This window comes from Roseburia lenta, from assembly GCF_014287435.1.
Taxonomy (GTDB): domain Bacteria; phylum Bacillota; class Clostridia; order Lachnospirales; family Lachnospiraceae; genus Pararoseburia; species Pararoseburia lenta.
On record NZ_JACOPG010000001.1, the window covers coordinates 305,091 to 321,074 of the forward strand.

Sequence of the window (15,984 nt, forward strand, 5' to 3'; positions counted from 1 at the left end):
AGAATATTTTAAATTAAGCCTCTTCTTTATCCGCTGTCTCGACATGCCGACATTCCTCATTGGCACATACGAGTTTGCTGCCCTTGCGTACCATATAGGAACCGCACTCCGGACATGGCTTTGCCACCGGACGTGCCCATGACATGAAATCACAGTTTGGATTGTCCTCACATCCGTAAAATCTTCTTCCCTTTTTGGTCTTTTTCATAACGATGTCTTTGCCACACTTCGGACATGCCACACCGATCTTTTCCAGATACGGCTTGGTATTGCGGCAATCCGGGAATCCCGGGCAGGCTAAGAACTTGCCATGCGGTCCGTATTTTACAACCATATTTCTGCCACATTCCTCGCAGACAACATCCGTTACTTCATCCTCGATCTTGACCTTTTGTAACTGGCTTTCCGCGATCTCAACAGCTTCCTCCAGATCCGGATAGAAGTTGCTGATGACTGACTTCCAGTTGACAGTTCCCTCTTCTACCTCATCCAAAAGTCCTTCCATATTGGCGGTAAAGTGTTCATCCACGATGGATGGGAAAGATTCTTTCATAATGCCGTTGACCACTTCACCAAGTTCTGTCACAAAGATATTCTTTGCTTCCTTTGTGATATAGCGACGCTTCAAAAGGGTCGAAATGATCGGCGAATAAGTACTTGGTCGTCCAATGCCAAGTTCCTCTAAGGTGTGTACCAGCGATGCCTCTGTAAAATGTGGTGCCGGCTGGGTAAAATGCTGCTTTTCTTCAAAGGACGAAAATCCCAATTTTGTATCTTCATGTAATCCGTGCGCACTGAGTTTCTTGTCGTCCTTCTCCTCATCGGAAGCCGTATATACTAACATAAAGCCGTCAAAAACGCGCTTGGAATCTGCTACGGTAAAACGATAATCGCCTGCTGCGATCTTTACATTGACAGTCTCATAGACAGCACTGCTCATCTGGCTTGCCACAAAACGCTTCCAGATCAACTGGTAGAGACGGAACTGGTCTCTGGATAAGGAGTCCTTGATCTCGGACGGCAGTCTTGTGATATCGGAAGGACGGATCGCCTCATGGGCATCCTGTACTTTTGTCCCGTTTGCCTTTGCCTTGGCAGCCCCTTCCTGCAAATAATCCTCTCCATAATTCTGTGAGATAAAGTCAACCGCTGCGCTCTTTGCCTCATCCGATACACGGGTGGAATCCGTACGCAGATAGGTGATCAGACCAACTGTGCCGTTGCCCTTGACGTCCACACCTTCGTATAACTGCTGGGCGATGCGCATGGTCTTCTGGATAGAAAAGTTCAGTGCCTTGGAAGCCTCCTGCTGTAAGGTAGAGGTCGTAAATGGCAGAGGTGCCTTTTTCTCTCGCTTGCCCGTCTTTACAGACTCTACCCGGTAACTTGCCGACTGCAGTTGGTCCATGATCTTGTCTAAGGACGCCTTGTCGCCGATATCCAGTTTGCCATTCTTGTCGCCATAGAACTTTGCCACAAATTGCTTCTTGGCATCCAGATTATCCAAAACGACATCTAGGGTATAATACTCCTGTGGGATAAATGCCTCGATCTCCGCCTCACGGTCGCAGATAATACGCAGTGCTACCGACTGCACACGTCCGGCTGAAAGCCCTCTTTTGACCTTTGCCCAAAGCAGGGGACTGATCTTGTAGCCCACCATACGGTCTAACATTCTTCTTGCCTGCTGTGCATCCACCAGATTCATATCGATCTGACGCGGATTCTTCAAAGAATTTTTGACCGCCGTCTTTGTGATCTCATTAAAGGTGATACGCTCTACATCTTTGCCCTCTAATTTCAAGGCTTTTGTCAAGTGCCAAGAAATGGCTTCTCCCTCGCGGTCCGGGTCAGTTGCCAGATAGATGCGGTCTGCTTTTTTTGCTTCTTTTCTAAGTCCTGCTAAAAGTTCCCCTTTTCCTCGGATCGTGATGTATTTTGGTTCATAGTCATTGGACGGGTCAAAGCCCAGTTGTGACTTTGGAAGATCTCTGACATGTCCATTGGATGCCATGACCTCATAATTTTTCCCCAAAAATTTCTTGATGGTTTTTACTTTTGCCGGTGATTCCACGATCACAAGATATTTTGCCATTACTCTCTCCTTATATGTAATCCGCTATCGTAAGCGGACGTATTGATTCTTAAAACATTCCTGTAACATCTTCTTGTCACACAAGCGCATGATGACAGACAATAGATACAGGAGTTCCAATCCACTCTCCGCAAGCACCGTCTCAATGCTTTTGGGATAGAAATCAAAGCAACTATACACCAACAATTCATCTTTTTCAAGGATAATTTCATTTGCCTCAAAGGCATTGCCACAGGTCAGATCGCTAAAATGTGACTCCTCGATTTCCTCAATAAAGCCACTCAGCGAGGTGATGATCCCCGCTCCCTGTGCGATCAGACGGTTGCATCCAGCACTCATGACATCCGTGATCCGCCCGGGGATCACATAGATATCCTTGCCCTGTTCCAAGGCAAAATCCGTCGTGATCAAAGACCCGCTCTTTTCCTTTGCCTCTACAACGACCACATATTTTGCGATTCCACTGATCAGGCGGTTGCGCGGCGGGAACTGCTTGGCGATCGGCTGGCTGCCCATGGCATATTCCGACAAAAGGCAGCCGTTTTCCATGATGCGTCCATACAGGCTTCTGTTTTCTGTCGGATAACACACATCCACGCCACAGCCGAAGACCGCCATGGTCTTTTGTCCCGCCTGCAGACAGCCCTCATGGGCATAGGCATCAATCCCTCTTGCCATACCGCTGATCACCACATAGCCCTGCTTTCCCAAAAGATACGCCAGTTCCTGCGCCATCTTTTTGCCATAGGCACTACAACGTCTGGCACCGACGATGGCAACGATCTTTTTTGTCTGCGGGATCTGTCCCTTGACATACATGCCATAGGGCGCATCAAAGACCTCTTTTAAATAGTAGGGATATTCCGTGTCCTCAAGTGTCACAAAAGATGCCCCTGTCTGTAAAAATGTCTGATATGCCGTGTCAAGATCTGCCTTTTTCCTTTCCCTTAAAAAGATGTCCGCCTGCCTGACGTCTAAAAGTCCGTCCTGGCGCAGGCATTTTTCGGACAGATCATATATGGCATGTGCACTCTTGTATCTTTCTAATAGGTTACGCTTTGTCCGGTTGCTCAAGCCCTGCAGACACATCCACCAATATTTATATTTCATATCCCACTCTCCCAATAATTCTTTTGAATTCCACGATAACAGACCGCCTCCTGCAAATGGCTGACCGTGATCTTCTCACTGCCCTCCATATCCGCTATGGTCCTTGCGACACGCAGAAGTTTGTGATAGGTTCTTGCCGTTAATGCCAACTGCTCAAAGACAAGTTCCATATAGGCTTCCTCCTCCGTGCCCAGTACACAATACTCCTCCATCTTTTCTGCCGGGATCTGGCTGTTGAAACGGATGGCTGTCCCTGCAAAACGTTCTCTTTGTAAGGCATGGATCCGACAGACCCTCTGGCGTATGGCAGCGGAAGACTCCTCACTATGATCGCTTTTTTGCAGATCATGAAAACCGACGCCCGCCGCCTCCACGCACAGATCGATGCGGTCTAAGAGGGGCTGGCTGAGTTTGCTATGGTAGCGCAACAAAGATTGTCTGGAGCAATGACATTTTGCCAGATCCGGGTAATAACCGCAGTTGCAGGGGTTCATGGCTGCCACAAGGACAAAATCCGCTGGAAAGCAATAATTTCCGCTGACGCGCGCCACACATACCTGCTTGTCCTCCAGCGGCTGACGCAGGACTTCCAGCGTACTCTTTTTAAACTCTGTTAATTCATCTAAAAAAAGGACACCGCCATGCGCTAAAGAGATCTCCCCCGGATGCACCATACTGCCGCCACCGATCAGCCCCTGTTCCGTGATCGTATGATGGGGACTGCGGAAAGGGCGTTTTTGTATCAGCTGATCCATCCCCTTTAGGGCACCACACACACTGTAGATCTTGGATACTTCTAATTGTTCTTCCTGACTCATGGGCGGCAGGATGGTCGGGATGCATTTGGCGATCATGGTCTTGCCTGCCCCCGGCGGTCCTACCATAAGCATATTGTGCATACCGGAAATGGCAACCTCGCAGGCTCTTTTTAAGAGTCTCTGCCCATGGATCTGGGCAAAATCATAGGCCTTTTCCATAGTCTCTTTCTTGATCTCTTCCTTATTTTCTTCCTTATCTACGCTAACCTCTGCATCCCCACGCAGACAGGCTAATACCTCCTGCAAATGGGACAGACCAATCACCTGCATGCCCGGCACCAAGGATGCCTCCTTGACATTTTCTTTGGCAACGATACAGGTCTTTAAGCCTGCCTCCTTGGCACAGATGACCATGGGAAGAACTCCATTTATCCCAATGATCCTCCCTTCCAAGGAGATCTCCCCCGCAAAAAACATATCCTCTAATATGTCCGTCGGAAATACCTCCATGGCAGCCAGCACCGCAACGGCAACCGGCAGATCAAATCCGGATCCAGACTTTCTTATATTTGCCGGTGCCAGGTTGACCGTGATCCGCTTAATGGGCAGTTCGTATTGACAATTTTTCAGGGCGGTGCGCACCCGCTCCTTGGACTCACGAACTTCTGACGCTAACAGCCCCACCATTTCAAACATGGGCATACCATTGCTGATATCCGCCTCCACTGACACCAGACAGGCATCAATGCCGGACAAAACAGCCGTATGAACTACACTATACATAGACTCCTCCCTTTGTATTCTTCTCACTTGGAAAAACACCGCGAATCACGGTATAACGAAAAAAGATGAAATTATCATAACATAAATTTCACCTTTTTCAAGAAATAATTATGAATTTTTCAAAAGAGCCCCGCGTAATTTTTCCAAGGCTCTTTTTTCTATCCTCGATACATAAGAACGGGAAATCCCTAACTGTCCAGCGATCTCTTTTTGCGTCGCCGCACTTAGTCTGCCAATGCCATAGCGCTTGCAGATGATCTCCTGTTCTCTGGCGTTTAAGACCTGTGGCAGGATGTCACGCAGGCGAAGCAGATCATTTTGCTGATCCATCATGGCTGCGATATCCATAGGCTCCTGCTCTAAGACATCATACAAACTGATCTGGTTGCCTTCCTTATCGCTTCCGATCGGTTCAAAGAGGGAAACATCCTTTGCCTGTTTCTTACGCCCGCGGAAATACATCAGCAACTCATTATCGATGCACCTTGCTGCATAGGTGACCAGTTTGTATCCCTTGGTCCCATCGTAGGTATCGACTGCTTTCAACAGTCCGATCGTCCCAATGGATACCAGATCCTCGGGATCTTCGCCCGAACCATAGTATTTCTTAGCGACATGTGCGACCAAACGCATATTGTGCTCAATCAGACTGGACTTTGCCGTCAGATCTCCATCCGCCATCTGTCGCAAAAGTTTTGCTTCCTCTTCTGTGCTCAGGGGGGATAAAAATGTTTTCATGTCGCCTCAGAAAATCATTTTTTATATTGTATGTGCGCATCCCCCTGCAAGTGCCTTTCCACTCCAAAATTTAGCGGATCAATCCGGTTAAGCCAATCTTTTTATGCACCTTGCGCAAGGTCTTATTGGCAAAATATGCTGCTTTCGCATCATTTTCCTTGATACAGCCGTCAATGTAAGCCTTATCCTTTAAGAGTTCCTCATAACGCTTTTGCAGTGGTGCCAATTCATCTGCAACCGTCTCACCGACTGCCAGTTTGAAGTCTCCATAACCTTTTCCGGAAAATTCTGCACTGATCTCGTCATAGGTCTTTCCGGTAATGCAGCCGTAGATCTCCATCAGGTTGCTGATGCCCGGCTTGTCCTCTCCATAGCGGACTTCTGCCTCTGAATCAGTCACGGCACGTTTGAACTTTCGGATAATGGTGTCCTTGTCGTCCAAAAGCAAAATAGTCGCATTGACATTTTCATCGGACTTTGACATCTTCTTGGTCGGATCCTGCAAACTCATGACCTTGGCACTGTTCTGTCCAAAATATGCCTCAGGAATGGTAAATACCTCACCATATAAATTATTGAAACGTTCTGCAATATCCCTGGTGATTTCCAGATGCTGTTTCTGATCAACACCGACTGGTACAACATCTGCCTGATACAAAAGGATATCTGCTGCCATCAGTACCGGATAGGTATAAAGTCCGGCATTGATGTTGTCCGCATGTTTGGCTGCCTTATCCTTAAACTGGGTCATACGGTTCAACTCGCCCATATAGGTAAAGCAGTCCAGAACCCATGCCAACTGTGCATGTGCCGGCACATGGGACTGATAATAGATGCAGTTCTTCTCCGGATCAAGACCGGCTGCCACATAGAGGGCATATAATTTTCTGGCATTCTGACGAAATTCTGTCGGATTCTGACGTACCGTCAAAGAATGCAGATCCATGACACCATAAAAACATTCGTAATCATCGCAAAGGCTGACCCAGTTCTTGAGTGCTCCCAAGTAGTTGCCCAAAGTCAAAGTTCCTGTTGCCTGCATTCCACTGTATAATACCTTTTTCTCTTTTTCCATTTTGTCCTTCCTCTCTTTTCTATAAAATCTATGCATTATGCAAAACTTGATATCTCACATAAGAAAATGTTTCTTCCTCGCCCTTTTCTGCTAGCATGACAAGCAGTTGTTCCAATAATTCCGCTGTCTTTGGATGCATGATGTATTTATGGCATCCCTTCTTATAATACTCCAGTGCACTGGCATCCGTATAGGCATCTTTCATATAATTGCGGCTGGCAGCAATCCGGTCGACAAACATCTCAACGACATACTGTGTCGGCATTTCCATACCGACCATGCCTTCCCCGGGATTTAGGCTATAGTCGATCCAGTATTCAAAATGATGTTTGTTGCGTCCTTTGTGATGCAGCCATGCCATCGATACGCCTGTGGCTTCCCGCTCCGCATTGTTGGGACTGCGGTCGCCCTGATAGTAGCGGCAGCCGACTAAAAACTCGACCGGGGCATACTTGGACAGATCATGCAAAAGTCCCTGTTTATATAAACCTAATTTAAAACAATAGCCCATGACCAGATGTCTGTGATGGGTGATCGTCTTAAAGTGCTCTAACGCTTTCATTATACTCCTTTCCCTGCTCCGCGCAAGAAATCAAAATACTGATGGATTGCGGTGCCACCTCCACATGTCCCTGCTCCTCTAAAGCGACCGGCTCAAAGGTCTGCCCTATATGATCAGCCGTATTCATGACCTGCATCCAGCGTTTTTCCTGCGACAGACGCGGCAAGGCGATCCTTGCCCTTTCATAATGAAAATTATATGCCACATAGACATCTTCTGCTTCCCCTGCATAGGCTCCGGCATAAAGGATGCCAATGGCTTTTTGCTCATCCCCGACCTGCATGAGCCATGGTTCTGCACCATGATAAGACAGATCCGGCATGCCCAGATGCTTGTAATCGTTAAAACACATGGCATTTTCCTGTCGCAGCACGCGGTGTTCTTTTCGGAAAGCGATCAGATTTTTTACAAAAATGCCTAACGCCTTGGCATCCGAAGACCGGTTCTGATACTGTACCCAGCCAATGCGATTGTCCTGACAATAAGGATTGTTATTGCCCTCCTGGGAATTAAGGCACTCATCCCCGCCCACAAGAAGCGGTACTGCCTGTGATAAAAAGGTCATACATAATCCGTTTTTGACCTGTTGGAAGCGCATCTTCTGGATCTGTTTGTTCTTGGTCGCACCCTCTGCGCCGTAATTAAAACTACAATTAAAATTGTTGCCGTCTCGGTTTTCCTCGCCGTTGTCCCGGTTGTGCTTTTCCCCATAACTGTAGGAATCCAGCAGGGTAAAACCTGTCGTATTCGCCATATAATTGACAAATCCATAGGAGACATTCTGTCTGCGCAAATAATTGGTAAACTGCACCATAGACCCCTGCATGTGATTTTGTAATTGACGGCCTACATATTGAAAATCATCTTTATACAAAAAGATGTGTTTTTTCCCTTTTTGTTCCTGCAAGATCTCCTCCGGCAGGTTTTCGCAAAAGATCTTGGTATGACGGAAACGATAGGATCCTGCGATCCGCTTGATCGGGATATTACAGCCCAGCAGGTGGAAACCATCCGCGCCATAATATCTTACCCAATACCAGAGACAATCCAGCATCATGTCCTGGGGAACCTCTGATGCAAATGCCATTTCCAGAATCACTTCCATGCCCGCTTCGTGGATCTTTTGGATCATAACCCGGCACCGCTCTACGGCATGACGACCGCCAAAATAGGATGCCTTTGGTGCAAAATAATAAGCATTGCCATAGCCCCAGTAATTGGTCTTATCCAATGTCTGCCACCGGGTGTGGCTGATTCCCTTTTCGTCCAGAAGCGTTTTCTTTTCACAAAAGACTTCTTCAAATTCGTAGATGGGCTGAAATTCTATGGATGTCACTCCAAGTCTCTGCAGATAAGGAAGTCCGGCGATCAGTCCGGCATCATTGCCCTTTTCGGATGCCTTATAGCCATGCTGCATGGTAAAGCCACGCATATGTAACTTATACATGACCATATCCCCCGCCTCAATAAAATGCCGGGGTGCTGCAATCTCCTGCCCACCGGATACAAAGCCGCCATATAGACCGTCATCTGCTCCGATGCGCGATGCATCCTTCCACTTTTCACGCCCTACAATGCTTCTGGCATAGGCATCAACAAAAAAGTGCTCCCCACACCGGATCCGATAACAGCAGCGTTCCCAATGCTTACCCAAGATCTCTACCGAATAGACCTGTCCGATCCGATATGCCTCGGACAAATCTATTGTTTGGATCAGTTTCTTGGATCTACGGTCATACAAACAGATGGCGCAAGGCTGGTCCTCTCTTACAAAAAAGGTAAACATCATGCCGTCTGCTGTTTCTTTTGTACCATAACTTTCAAAATCTCCGATTCTTATTTTCATATGCCCCTTCTTACGCTTGCTTAAAACTCTCAAAAATCTCTATTCATTATACTTGAAATGTTGCTTTTTTCCAAATCCTTTCGTATAATCTTGTTTGTTTCTATAAGATATCATACAAAAAACAAGAAAAGGAGACGGTTATGGCAAAAGACGAAGTTTTTCCGGTAGATGAAAATGATGATGATGTGGTAGTGACCATCGAAATGGATGACGGTTCTGAGGTGACCTGTGAGATCCTGACCATCTTTGATGTCAAGGATCAGGATTACATCGCCCTTCTTCCTTATGAGGAAAACGGCAAGGAAGTCACAGACGATACTGTTTATATCTATCGTTATCACGAAGCAGAAGATGGTACACCTGCCTTAGAAAATATCCAATCTGATGAGGAGTACGAGGCTGTGGAAGAACGCTTCGACGAACTCTTAGATGAGGCTGAATTTGACGACATGGACTAAGTTATGTCTGCACCTTTTCTATTTCCTTTAGGAAACGGGAAGGGTGCATTTTTTTGCCCTGTTCCTGCCGGATGGCAAGCAGATAGAGGTTTTCTTTTGCCCGGGTCATCCCCACATAAAAAAGTCTGCGCTCCTCCTCGATCTTTTCCCTGCTATCCGCCTTTTTGGACGGCAGGATGGTCTCGTTGCAATCTAAAATAAAAACCGTATCAAACTCTAAGCCCTTGGCTCCGTGCAGGGTGTATAGTCCTACCTTTCCCTCTTTATCCAGAGATTTCTCCTGATTGATGCGGTCTATGGCGTCTCTTTCTATCTCCCACTGCTCTATGATCTGCCCGGTCGTTTTCGCATTTTTTGCTGTCTCTTTTAATAGTCCAATGCTCTCCTGCCACTTTTGGTATTCCGCATCATCCCTCGCCTGCTTTTTAAGAAAAGCCTCATAGCCCAGCCTTTTGCAGATGAAGGTGATCGCCGCCGGACCGGACAGGCTGCGCAGGAAGTTGATGTCCCCTTCCAGTTTTTCTATTGTCCTCTGCATTCCGGGCTGATCCTGATAAAAATGCTTCCATGCCTCAAAGGTCGTCCATTCCCGCGTCACACTTGCCCGCTGTAAAAAACGATCCGGCCGATTCATGATGCGGAACAGATCCGGGCGGTGCAAAAGCGGGGAGCCCAAACGCAGATAGGCGATCAGGTCTAACATAACAAAGTGCTTGTAGGGATTTGGCACAGCATCCTTGACATAAAAAGGAATCTTTTCATCCTGCAATGCCTCGATGACGGATCCAATCTGGGCGTGATTGCGATATAAGACCGCCATATCTTCCCAGTTTTTCCCTCCTGTTCTCTGCTGCTTTAGTATTTGCACCAGGTATGCGGTCTCCGCCTTTTTATCCGCAAGCGACACGACCTCTAAATTGCCCTTTTCCTCCTTCTGTCCCAGGATCTCTTTTGTAAAACGAATTTCATTGTGGGAGATCAGGGCAAGGGATGCCTGTAAGATTCGGGCTTTGCACCGGTAATTATCCCGTAATTGTAAGATCTTTACCCCCGGATAATAGTTTTCAAAAGAAAACATGAGATCCGGTCTGGCACCGCGAAATCCGTAAATGGACTGGTCATCATCCCCGACAGCAAAAAGGTTATTGTCCGGCAGTGCTAAAAGACGGATGATCTCAAATTGCAGGGCATTCATATCCTGCACTTCATCCAGCAAAAGATAGGAAAAACGCTTCTGCCATTTGGAAAGGAAAGATGGATCTTTGTAAAGAAGTTCTCTGGTCTTTACCAAAAGGTCATCATAATCCAAAAGGTGATAAACCTCTTTTCTCGCTTCATAATGTTCATACAATTTTATGATCTTTTCATTGGGAAAATAGGGGGATGCATACTCGGCTAAAGCGACCATGGTATTTTTGATATAGGAGATCTCCTGTTCCATATGCAAAAGATCGTCTTCTGCACAGGACATCTTCACCACATAAGCCGTCTCTTTTAAGATTGCCTGCTTGCTCTTATGATCCAGCAGGCGATATGTCCGAAAGCCCGGTTCCCGCCTGAGCATGCCGTAAAAAACAGAATGGAACGTTCCAAAGACGACCGGGTACTCCTGCCCCATCAATCCTATGAAACGTTCCTTCATTTCCAGTGCTGCGGCCTTGGTAAAAGTGATCACAAGGATCTGTTCCGGTGGAACGCCTCCTTTTGTAATAAGATGTTGGATACGTCTGGTAAGCACATAGGTCTTGCCACTGCCCGGACCGGCCAGGGTCAGACAGGGACCGCTACCATGACATACTGCTTCCTCTTGCGATGGACTCAGCATATAGACTCCTTACTACTCTTCTTTACTTTTCCTCAGACCTTATATAGATTTTAGATTTCTCTCTGCAACTTTTCGATCGCTACACGGATCCTTGCTAATGATTCCTCTTTGCCGATGACTTCCATGATCTCGGTTGCGCCACCCGGAGTCATCTGTTTGCCGGAAACCGCTGTACGGATCGGCCATAATACATAACCATTTTTGTAGCCCTTCTCCGCTACGAAATCACGGATGCATGCATAGATTGCATCATTGGAATAATCATCCAATGCTTCCAATACCGGAAGGATCTCCTGCAAGACCGTAAGGGAAGATTCCGGGCTTGTCTTCATTTTCTTGTGAGCGTACATGGAAATATCGTATTCCGGTACTGCCTCAAAGAAATCGATATGATCTGCGATATCCGGGAATACCTCGATCCTTGTCTTTACCATGGCTGCGATCTTCTTAAGATCATAGTCCTTGGTGATGACCTGACGGATATACGGCTCAGCCATCTCGTAGAACTTGTCAAAATCCATGGCTTTCAAATACTCGCCATTCATCCAGCGCAGTTTTACCGTATCAAAAACAGCCGGGGACTTGCTCATATGGTGATAATCAAATACCTTTACCAGTTCCTCTAAAGAGAAGATCTCCTGATTGTCTACCGGGCTCCAGCCCAAAAGTGCCACAAAGTTGATGATGGCTTCGGTCAAAAATCCCTGGTCTAAAAGATCCTCATAAGAAGAATGACCGCTTCGCTTGCTGAGTTTCTGATGTTCCTCATTGGTGATCAGCGGACAGTGCACATAGATTGGCACTTCCCAGCCAAATGCCTCATACAGGCGGTTATACTTCGGAGAAGATGATAAATACTCATTTCCGCGAACTACATGGGTGATCCCCATCAGATGATCGTCTACAACATTGGCAAAATTGTAGGTTGGATAGCCGTCCGACTTGATCAGGATCATGTCGTCCAATTCTGCATTGTCTACGGTAATGTCGCCATAGATCTCATCTTCAAAAGTGGTTGTGCCTGTTCTCGGGTTGTTCTGACGGATGACATATGGCTTACCGGCAGCCAGATTGGCCTCGATCTCTTCCTTTGATAATGACAGGCAATGCTTGTCATAAATGGAGATCTCTTTGCCGGCAACCGTCTGCTTTAAACTGTCTAATCTCTCCTGATCGCAGAAACAGTAATATGCCTCGCCCTTGTCGATCAGTTCCTTGGCATACTTTAAATAAATACCCTGTGCCTGACGTTCGCTCTGGACATATGGTCCAACGCCGCCATCCTTGTCCGGTCCCTCGTCATGGATCAGTCCGGTACTTTTCAAGGTACGATAGATGATATCTACCGCTCCCTCTACATATCTCTCCTGATCTGTATCTTCAATACGGAGAATAAAATCTCCGCCCTCATGCTTTGCGATCAAATATGCATATAATGCGGTACGAAGATTGCCCACATGCATGCGTCCTGTCGGACTCGGTGCAAATCTTGTTCTTACTTTGCTCATTTTAAAACCTTCCTCATCTAACAATTTCTATCTAATACATCATAGGAAAGTTGGCAGGTTTTGTCAAACAGGAGATGGCAAAACCTGCAATTTATTTTATCCGATCTGCACTTGGATCTCTGCGCTGAAATCTTCTCCGATACTTTCTGTCCATCTTTATAACTGATCGCTGTGAGTATTCCCAGATGGTATGGGAGTTCAAACAATACAGCATTTAGCATTTTCTGACTGCGTGTTGCACGATCGACTCTTTTCGGGCAACCGCTTGTCCATTACATACCAGTTCTACTTCCTCTGCTTGGGAAAATACCAGCACTTCTACCATCTGCCCTTCTCTTACATCAAAATTCCAATTCTTTGAGACTGCAAGAAATCCCCATGAACTAATGACCTCTCGCTTTCCATAAGTACTTGGATCATAGGAATACAGATAGGACAACAAAAACAATGCAAAGTGCTGTTTTATTTCTCGGTCTATCATTCACAACTGCTAAAAAAATACCGTGGTCTGTCTTTTCGAGATTATGTGCAGGAACTGCGCATGGAACAGGCACGCCATTATCTTTCTGAAACCAATATGCCCATACGTCAGATTGCCCTACCGTGCGGTTACGAAAATACAAACTTTTTCTATCACTTGTTTCATCGTACCTTTGGCATACATCCCATGGATTATCGTATGAGTTCACGCTATGATTCTGATCCAATCTAGCACCTTTTCTTAATTATTTCATATGCTAAAGAATGAATCATGCAGAAAGGATTTGCGAATGAAGCAAAGACAAAATCAAGATCATCCCTCCTGCCGTGCAAAGATGCATCCCGGCAGTCTGGAGAACTTCGCTGTTGCCATGGGCTACGTTCCCTGGCAATATCTGTCCACCTTGTACGAACCAGATAAGGCACTGAAGATCGGTACCATCTTTCCGGAACTCAACAAACCATTTGACGGAAGGAGAATACGCTCATGATGCAAAATCGCAGTCAGGAACAACTGCTCTATTGGATCGACATGGTCAGCATGATGCTCGTGGATCTGACCGAGTATTTAGATACGCATCCTTTCGACGAGGCGGCAATGGATCATTTTAACCATTACCAGTCTCTCTATCAAAAGGCCCTAAAAGAATACGCTGAGGCCTACGAGCCACTGACACTGTCTACAGCACATCCTGAGAATATGTGGACTTGGGGACTGTCAAAAAATCCATGGGAAAGGAGTGCCAACTAATGTTTCAATACGAGAAAAGATTACAATATCCCATTCATATCAAGCAGACAAACCCGCAGGCTGCCGCCATCATCATCAGCCAGTATGGTGGTCTGTTTCACAATAACTTATAATATTCTTACTTCGGATCTTCTTATTGTACATTTTTTCTATTTCTTTTTTATGCTGCTCTATAATTTCAGACATGACAACATAGTCATCCTTATAATTATAAGGGGTAACTATGGGTTTGTAATAAATAAATGACTCATTATTCTCAAAATGCATTAACATATACATACTTGAAGGTGGTTGTTCAAACTTCATATTTCTAATTATCCTTAATTGCTTTGACATTTCCTTCTTTTTTGAGGATATCTTTATCCATCCTATTTTCTTTTTTAAGGTATTGATCACTAATTGCTGCATATTGCGTAATCCTATTCCAGATTGATCTATGTGCATACTATCTTCCATCTGTCTTATGATAGGTTTTAGTAGTTCCAATTCATATACAATTATTTCTTTAGAATATATTCCTAATTGACCTCGTTTAGAGAAGTAGAACACAATCAACCCCAATACTACAACTATGATGCAGACAATAACCACTTTCGTAGTGATATTTGTAAAAAAAGTGTCAAATACTTTTTCCAGTCCCATTCCAGATAATACAACTGGTATTGCCCAAAATATAAAATTCATACCTACAGAAACGCTCTGTGATATTTCACTATAGATTTTATGTTGTAAATAATCTTGCCGAGTTAATAATCGTTCTATTTCGCCTTTTTCAATTAAAGATTGCATCTCATCACTTTCATGATAGTAATAATTGAGTACTGCAAATATTTCCATATTCGTTTTGCTATTACGGTTTTTTTCTATATAATCAATCTTGTCAAATAATCTGTCATTACATGTCATTCGTATTTCTATCGCCTGTTTTCCCCATTGTAAAATACTTGATACAATTATCCATACTGCGTATATCGCCGGAATAATACATAGCAATAATCCAATTTCACATATCCATTCCAAAGGTTGGAATCCTGTCTTGCTATACAAAAATATCAATGCAAATTCACCATAGGCTATTATTATTGCAAGAAATTGCCACCTATTTTGACGAAACTCTTTGTCAATTTCTTTTTCTTCATCTGCACTCATTCTGATACCTCCATTTTTATTTAGGATAGCATCTCATAATCAATTCAGCAAGTAGTAGCAAGTCATTCTCTCTGTCCCTATAATTTCTGTAATCTCTCCCTAATTCTATCTACCAAAGACTTTTCCGGTGTTTGCTGACGTTTCATCAATTCATGTAGACGGCGCATATCATTGGTACTCATGGACGGCTCTGCTAAAGCATTGATGTCGCTATAATTCTCTCCTCTTTCCAGCAAGGATAACAAGTAATCCTTTTGCTCATCACTGTAGGTATCGTTCAGCAATACATCATGTTTAAATGCCTCTAAGGACAATATATGCTTATTAACACTTGTTTTCTGTTCTTCTACCGCATTTACCTGTTTGTCCTTCTTTTCTCCAGCTGTTTCTTTTGTACCGACGGTCGGTACATTTTTTATTTTATCCTGTAGCTGCCGTATCAACTGATCTTTTGTCGTAACTGTCTGTTTCATGTTCTTCAAGTCTAGTTTTGCCTTATTCAAATCACGCAACGTATTTTCATATTTCTCGTGTTCTACGGAATTATTACTGACCTTCTCCTGCAGATCGACCAATGCCTGATAGACCTGATCCCGATCGCGCAATCTGGCAGCAAGCTCATCCAACATCCACTGATCGATCTCTGCCTTATTCTTTGGCTGCCCCTTTTCCAAATATCCGGCAACTGTTTGAACGTCCATCCCTACAATAAAGCAGCGTAGCAATGACCAATATATCCCACCATCTGTATGATCAGATAAAAATTGAAACTTTACGTCTGCCTCCGGCTGATCCGCCAAGATCAATTTTGAAAATTCTAGTGCCTGTTCCTTTGTAAGCATATAT

The 15,984-nt window shown here is 45.1% G+C and carries 16 protein-coding genes and 1 pseudogene; 5 read left to right on the plus strand and 12 right to left on the minus strand.

Annotated features, from left to right (window positions below):
- Window positions 1–13 precede the first annotated feature (13 nt).
- The 7 genes from topA to H8R94_RS01570 form a co-directional block, all read right to left on the minus strand.
- The gene (gene topA / locus H8R94_RS01540; RefSeq protein WP_186853657.1) at window positions 14–2,095 is read right to left on the minus strand and encodes a type I DNA topoisomerase; all 2,082 of its coding nucleotides are present in this window, start codon (window positions 2,093–2,095) and stop codon (window positions 14–16) included.
- 24 nt (window positions 2,096–2,119) lie between these two features.
- Window positions 2,120–3,205, minus strand: a complete 1,086-nt coding sequence (dprA, locus tag H8R94_RS01545) for a DNA-processing protein DprA (protein WP_186853658.1) — start codon at window positions 3,203–3,205, stop codon at window positions 2,120–2,122.
- Window positions 3,202–4,746 carry a YifB family Mg chelatase-like AAA ATPase gene (locus tag H8R94_RS01550; protein WP_186853659.1) on the minus strand — a complete coding sequence of 515 codons (1,545 nt, stop codon included), beginning with the start codon at window positions 4,744–4,746 and terminating at the stop codon, window positions 3,202–3,204. Before H8R94_RS01550 ends, dprA begins: the two co-directional genes overlap by 4 nt.
- Before the next feature lie 108 nt (window positions 4,747–4,854).
- Entirely contained in the window at window positions 4,855–5,484 is a 630-nt protein-coding gene (gene sigK, locus H8R94_RS01555; RefSeq protein ID WP_186853660.1) for an RNA polymerase sporulation sigma factor SigK, read from the minus strand.
- A gap of 70 nt (window positions 5,485–5,554) precedes the next feature.
- Window positions 5,555–6,559: a tryptophan--tRNA ligase gene (gene trpS / locus H8R94_RS01560; protein ID WP_118281055.1), complete on the minus strand. Its 1,005-nt coding sequence runs from the start codon at window positions 6,557–6,559 to the stop codon at window positions 5,555–5,557.
- A 28-nt stretch (window positions 6,560–6,587) separates the two neighbouring features.
- Window positions 6,588–7,121: a DUF5662 family protein gene (locus H8R94_RS01565; protein WP_186853661.1), complete on the minus strand. Its 534-nt coding sequence runs from the start codon at window positions 7,119–7,121 to the stop codon at window positions 6,588–6,590.
- Window positions 7,099–8,967: an alpha-amylase family glycosyl hydrolase gene (locus H8R94_RS01570; protein ID WP_186853662.1), complete on the minus strand. Its 1,869-nt coding sequence runs from the start codon at window positions 8,965–8,967 to the stop codon at window positions 7,099–7,101. The genes H8R94_RS01565 and H8R94_RS01570 overlap by 23 nt, the downstream gene beginning before the upstream one ends.
- Window positions 8,968–9,107: 140 nt before the next feature.
- Here H8R94_RS01570 and H8R94_RS01575 point away from each other — a divergent pair, with 140 nt between their 5' ends.
- The gene (locus H8R94_RS01575; RefSeq protein ID WP_118281052.1) at window positions 9,108–9,425 is read left to right on the plus strand and encodes a DUF1292 domain-containing protein; all 318 of its coding nucleotides are present in this window, start codon (window positions 9,108–9,110) and stop codon (window positions 9,423–9,425) included.
- Between the two features lies 1 nt (window position 9,426).
- Here the strand turns inward: H8R94_RS01575 and H8R94_RS01580 are convergent, their stop codons facing one another.
- The 3 genes from H8R94_RS01580 to H8R94_RS01590 form a co-directional block, all read right to left on the minus strand.
- The gene (locus H8R94_RS01580) at window positions 9,427–11,250 is read right to left on the minus strand and encodes an ATP-dependent helicase (RefSeq protein WP_186853663.1); all 1,824 of its coding nucleotides are present in this window, start codon (window positions 11,248–11,250) and stop codon (window positions 9,427–9,429) included.
- A 50-nt stretch (window positions 11,251–11,300) separates the two neighbouring features.
- The gene (gltX, locus tag H8R94_RS01585) at window positions 11,301–12,758 is read right to left on the minus strand and encodes a glutamate--tRNA ligase (RefSeq protein ID WP_118281050.1); all 1,458 of its coding nucleotides are present in this window, start codon (window positions 12,756–12,758) and stop codon (window positions 11,301–11,303) included.
- A 214-nt stretch (window positions 12,759–12,972) separates the two neighbouring features.
- Window positions 12,973–13,239, minus strand: a complete 267-nt coding sequence (locus tag H8R94_RS01590) for a DUF4982 domain-containing protein (protein WP_186853664.1) — start codon at window positions 13,237–13,239, stop codon at window positions 12,973–12,975.
- On the opposite strand from H8R94_RS01590, the gene H8R94_RS01595 reads away from it, so the two are divergent.
- The 4 genes and pseudogenes from H8R94_RS01595 to H8R94_RS01610 form a co-directional block, all read left to right on the plus strand.
- Complete coding sequence (locus tag H8R94_RS01595; protein WP_186853665.1) at window positions 13,213–13,470, plus strand: helix-turn-helix transcriptional regulator; 258 nt, start codon at window positions 13,213–13,215, stop codon at window positions 13,468–13,470. The genes H8R94_RS01590 and H8R94_RS01595 overlap by 27 nt on opposite strands.
- A gap of 58 nt (window positions 13,471–13,528) precedes the next feature.
- On the plus strand, window positions 13,529–13,729 hold the full coding sequence (locus H8R94_RS01600; protein WP_186853666.1) for a spore coat associated protein CotJA: 201 nt from the start codon (window positions 13,529–13,531) through the stop codon (window positions 13,727–13,729).
- Window positions 13,726–13,989, plus strand: a complete 264-nt coding sequence (locus H8R94_RS01605) for a spore coat protein CotJB (RefSeq protein WP_243098633.1) — start codon at window positions 13,726–13,728, stop codon at window positions 13,987–13,989. Before H8R94_RS01600 ends, H8R94_RS01605 begins: the two co-directional genes overlap by 4 nt.
- Window positions 13,989–14,081: pseudogene (locus H8R94_RS01610) on the plus strand (manganese catalase family protein); the annotation flags it as partial. The gene H8R94_RS01605 and the pseudogene H8R94_RS01610, both read left to right, overlap by 1 nt.
- On the opposite strand, the gene H8R94_RS01615 reads toward H8R94_RS01610, so the two are convergent.
- Both H8R94_RS01615 and H8R94_RS01620 read right to left on the minus strand, forming a co-directional pair.
- Complete coding sequence (locus H8R94_RS01615) at window positions 14,065–15,138, minus strand: hypothetical protein (protein ID WP_186853668.1); 1,074 nt, start codon at window positions 15,136–15,138, stop codon at window positions 14,065–14,067. The pseudogene H8R94_RS01610 and the gene H8R94_RS01615 sit on opposite strands and share 17 nt — an antisense overlap.
- A 77-nt stretch (window positions 15,139–15,215) precedes the next feature.
- The gene (locus H8R94_RS01620) at window positions 15,216–15,980 is read right to left on the minus strand and encodes a hypothetical protein (RefSeq protein ID WP_186853669.1); all 765 of its coding nucleotides are present in this window, start codon (window positions 15,978–15,980) and stop codon (window positions 15,216–15,218) included.
- Window positions 15,981–15,984 lie beyond the last annotated feature (4 nt).

Bases quoted from the DNA above. Each gene is read 5' to 3' on its own strand.
- topA (WP_186853657.1), bottom strand. From the start codon at position 2,095: ATGGCAAAATATCTTGTGATCGTGGAATCACCGGCAAAAGTAAAAACC.
- dprA (WP_186853658.1), bottom strand. From the start codon at position 3,205: ATGAAATATAAATATTGGTGGATGTGTCTGCAGGGCTTGAGCAACCGG.
- H8R94_RS01550 (WP_186853659.1), bottom strand. From the start codon at position 4,746: ATGTATAGTGTAGTTCATACGGCTGTTTTGTCCGGCATTGATGCCTGT.
- sigK (WP_186853660.1), bottom strand. From the start codon at position 5,484: ATGAAAACATTTTTATCCCCCCTGAGCACAGAAGAGGAAGCAAAACTT.
- trpS (WP_118281055.1), bottom strand. From the start codon at position 6,559: ATGGAAAAAGAGAAAAAGGTATTATACAGTGGAATGCAGGCAACAGGA.
- H8R94_RS01565 (WP_186853661.1), bottom strand. From the start codon at position 7,121: ATGAAAGCGTTAGAGCACTTTAAGACGATCACCCATCACAGACATCTG.
- H8R94_RS01570 (WP_186853662.1), bottom strand. From the start codon at position 8,967: ATGAAAATAAGAATCGGAGATTTTGAAAGTTATGGTACAAAAGAAACA.
- H8R94_RS01575 (WP_118281052.1), top strand. From the start codon at position 9,108: ATGGCAAAAGACGAAGTTTTTCCGGTAGATGAAAATGATGATGATGTG.
- H8R94_RS01580 (WP_186853663.1), bottom strand. From the start codon at position 11,250: ATGCTGAGTCCATCGCAAGAGGAAGCAGTATGTCATGGTAGCGGTCCC.
- gltX (WP_118281050.1), bottom strand. From the start codon at position 12,758: ATGAGCAAAGTAAGAACAAGATTTGCACCGAGTCCGACAGGACGCATG.
- H8R94_RS01590 (WP_186853664.1), bottom strand. From the start codon at position 13,239: ATGATAGACCGAGAAATAAAACAGCACTTTGCATTGTTTTTGTTGTCC.
- H8R94_RS01600 (WP_186853666.1), top strand. From the start codon at position 13,529: ATGAAGCAAAGACAAAATCAAGATCATCCCTCCTGCCGTGCAAAGATG.
- H8R94_RS01605 (WP_243098633.1), top strand. From the start codon at position 13,726: ATGATGCAAAATCGCAGTCAGGAACAACTGCTCTATTGGATCGACATG.
- H8R94_RS01615 (WP_186853668.1), bottom strand. From the start codon at position 15,138: ATGAGTGCAGATGAAGAAAAAGAAATTGACAAAGAGTTTCGTCAAAAT.
- H8R94_RS01620 (WP_186853669.1), bottom strand. From the start codon at position 15,980: ATGCTTACAAAGGAACAGGCACTAGAATTTTCAAAATTGATCTTGGCG.